Consider the following 3,706-nt stretch of genomic DNA (forward strand, 5'->3'; position numbering starts at 1 on the left):
AGATGAGACCCTGGAGCGAGCAACGCGAGTGAAGCGGCTCATCGGACGCCCCCAGGAAAGCACTCAGTCGGAACGGAGATCAACCCCTCGTTTTGTGGAAGAGCAATACTTTTGTTCTTACTTACAATTTTGTAGCAGTCGAAAAAAATATTGAAAAACGATGTTAGGAAACCTTACATCCTTGTTGACAGTGTAAAAATTTCGTTATATGATAAGCGGGTATTGGAGGGGACTTAAATGAGTCGTGAAATTAGACGAACTATGCCGTTATTATCCATGAGTATCGTGATGCAATTGACCGAGCTTTCGGCACGCCAAATTCGTTATTATGAAGAACACCATTTAATTGAGCCGCACCGAACAGATGGCAATCGTCGAATGTTCTCATTAAATGACGTCGATACATTGCTAGAAATTAAGGATTATTTAGAACATGGAATGAATATGGCAAAGATTAAAAAAATATTTGCTAAAAAGAGTGATCCTGTTACGACAGATGAGCCAGATTTAAGTGACTCAGAATTACGTCGTATTATGCGTGAGGAAATGCGTCAAGCACAACGCATGCAAAAATCATCCATCCGACGAGGGGATTTATCCCGATTCTATTAAAAGCCTTTAATAGGGTAGGGTAAAGATAAAAGCTAGACAAATTATAGGAGTGTGGAAAACTGTGGGTAAATACACAAAAGAGGACATTAAACGTCTAATCGAAGAAAAAAACGTAAGCTTTATTCGTTTACAATTTACGGATATACTTGGCACAATCAAAAACGTTGAGATACCTGTAAGCCAATTAGATAAAGCACTAGAAAATAAAATGATGTTTGATGGTTCATCTATTGAAGGCTTCGTTCGTATTGAAGAATCAGATATGTATTTATATCCTGATCTAGATTCGTTCGTAGTGTTCCCTTGGACTTCTGAAAAAGGGAAAGTAGCACGCTTCATTTGTGATGTATACACTGCTAAAGGCGAGCCATTTGCTGGTGACCCACGTAATAACCTAAAACGTATCCTGAAAAAAATGGAAGATATGGGCTTCACAAGCTTCAATTTAGGGCCTGAGCCAGAGTTCTTCTTATTCAAATTAGATGCAAAAGGCGAACCAACACTTGAAGTAAATGACCATGGTGGTTACTTCGACTTAGCGCCAACTGATCTTGGTGAAAATTGCCGTCGTGATATCGTATTAGAGCTAGAAGAGATGGGCTTTGAAATCGAAGCTTCTCACCATGAGGTAGCTCCTGGACAACACGAAATCGACTTTAAATATGCAAATGCTATCACAGCTTGTGATAATATCCAAACGTTCAAATTAGTGGTAAAAACAATTGCTCGTAAACATGGCTTACACGCTACATTCATGCCAAAACCATTATACGGTGAAGCTGGCTCTGGGATGCACTTCAATGTTTCATTGTTTAAAGGCAAAGAAAATGCATTCTACGATGAATCGACTGAACTAGGTCTTTCAGAAACAGCTATGCAATTCATGGCAGGGGTTCTTGCGCATGTTCAAGGCTTTACAGCTGTAACAAACCCAACAGTTAACTCTTATAAACGTCTTGTTCCTGGTTATGAAGCTCCATGTTATGTTGCATGGTCAGCTCAAAACCGTTCACCACTAATTCGTATTCCATCAGCTCGTGGGCTGTCAACACGTGTAGAGGTACGTTCTGTGGACCCAGCAGCTAATCCATATTTAGCAATGGCTGTTATTTTAGAAGCGGGTCTGGAAGGGATTCGTCAAAAATTAACACCACCAGCTGCGATTAACCGTAACATTTATGTTATGTCTGAAGAAGAGCGTAAAGCAAACGGAATTGAAAACTTACCACCAGCTCTTGATGACGCATTAACATTACTTGCTAAAGACAAAGTAGCTCAAGAAGCGTTAGGTGAGCATATCTATGCAAACTTCAAAGAAGCAAAAGAAATCGAGTTTGATATGTATCGCACTACTGTTCACCAATGGGAACGTGACCAATATTTAAAAATGTACTAATAAAAAAGCGTTGGAGCTGAAATGGTTCCAACGCTTTTCTTTTTTACTGCCTACCAGCTTCGTTATTAGCCTCAGAATTAAATTCAAAAGATTTATTATTGAATCATCTTCTACTTTCTTCTACTTTTATTTCCAGCACTTTTTCACTAATACTATTTGTATTTTGAAGTGATTTAATCATAGCAGATATGGTTCTTTTTATTTATTGCACGTATAAAGAGGTGCGAAATTCTGTTAAATTGGATCATGAATTTGTCTCTGGTGATTCTTCAGTAATGAGAAAAGGTTGGTACCCAATCCCTGGAGGTAGTGGAAATATAACAATAACAACACATGATAAAAATAATGCATATACCAAATGGGAAAATTGCTGATTTAAGTAAAACATTTGTATTGATAAACTGGTTTATAGGGGCTTACTTCATTCTTCAAATAAATATTTATCTGATAATGAAGGGAGAATTATAGATACATGGTGAAAATCTAAAAAACCATTACATGATTTTTACAATAATATGGAATTTATATATTTTAGAATGAACAATATAATTCGTTTAAGAGGTATATCATGAAGAATAAGAAACTGATTTTTTTAACAGTAGTAGTTACCTTTATGGGGTTCATAATATTTACTACTAATCTACCCACACACTCAAAGGAAGATAAAATAGATGAACTTCCTATTGTTAGTTCAAATGGAAACTATATAAATTACGATAATTTTGATGAATTAGAGCAAAATTCAGAACTTATTATTATTGCACAAGCAACTAAAAACTTTGAAGATCGTGAACATATTAATAAGTTTCATGAAACACCTGAAGATAAGTATCAGCCCAAATTATTGATTGAAGGTATTACAAAAACTGAAGTAAATATTAAAGAGATTTTAAAACAACCCGAAGATGAGCATTATAACCAAGGTGAAATTATCAGTGTGATTGAACCTATCTCAATTTTTGAAGATGTGGATAAAGTAAAGAAGATAAAAACGGTTAGTAATTATAGAGAAATAGGAACTGATGATTATATACTATTCTTAAAAAAGAATTCATCTGGTGAATATGGTGTAATCAATATGAATAATGGACGTTTCAATTTAAGTAATAATGATGAATTTAACACAATAAAGGCTCAAACAGCAAGTGAAGAAAGAGAACTACATGAAGATTCATTACTACATCAACAAATTAAGGAAACGATCTTTAAAAAATACAGTGCAGAAATAATGGAAATTCAGAAACAATAATGGATTTTTAGGTAGTAATTTTTCGTCTGCCCAATCATACCAGCGATGTACTGTAGATTTGAAATAAAGTCGTACCGTTTTAAATAAAGTTATACTGTTTGTAAAAAAGTTGCACCGTTTTACTCCTTTGAAATTTGTTGTAATCTTTATAAAAAAGATTGATTATTTGTAATAAAGTTTGATTAAAATCGTCTAATCATTTTAAGAAGCGAGATGATTTTATTATTGGATATTTATGTAATATCACTATGGAGATTATGGAGAAATGTTATTAAACTAAGGTTAGTTTAATAACTTGTATAACTTATTACCTAACTTTATTTTTTGGAAGGGGTTTTTAGATGAGACAAATAATTGTGATGTTAGTCTAAATTATGGACACAGTGAATTGGGAGTTTATAAAGTATAATAATCTTAACAATTTACTAGGAGTGTCTAAGATGACAAAA

The 3,706-nt window shown here is 34.2% G+C and carries 3 protein-coding genes; all 3 read left to right on the forward strand.

Features of this window, described 5'->3' with window-relative positions; translation table 11 throughout:
• Positions 1 to 237 precede the first annotated feature (237 nt).
• The 3 genes from ACQKIM_RS27830 to ACQKIM_RS27840 all read left to right on the forward strand — a co-directional run bounded on the left by ACQKIM_RS27830 (position 238) and on the right by ACQKIM_RS27840 (position 3,257).
• Positions 238 to 612, forward strand: a complete 375-nt coding sequence (locus tag ACQKIM_RS27830; RefSeq protein ID WP_427550187.1) for a MerR family transcriptional regulator — start codon at positions 238 to 240, stop codon at positions 610 to 612.
• A gap of 61 nt (positions 613 to 673) precedes the next feature.
• Positions 674 to 2,008, forward strand: a complete 1,335-nt coding sequence (gene glnA, locus ACQKIM_RS27835; RefSeq protein WP_427550189.1) for a type I glutamate--ammonia ligase — start codon at positions 674 to 676, stop codon at positions 2,006 to 2,008.
• A gap of 568 nt (positions 2,009 to 2,576) precedes the next feature.
• Positions 2,577 to 3,257 carry a hypothetical protein gene (locus ACQKIM_RS27840; protein ID WP_427550190.1) on the forward strand — a complete coding sequence of 227 codons (681 nt, stop codon included), beginning with the start codon at positions 2,577 to 2,579 and terminating at the stop codon, positions 3,255 to 3,257.
• Positions 3,258 to 3,706: the final 449 nt, after the last annotated feature.

The sequence above is a fragment of the Lysinibacillus sp. NPDC047702 genome (genome assembly GCF_050272555.1).
Lineage (GTDB): Bacteria > Bacillota > Bacilli > Bacillales_A > Planococcaceae > Lysinibacillus.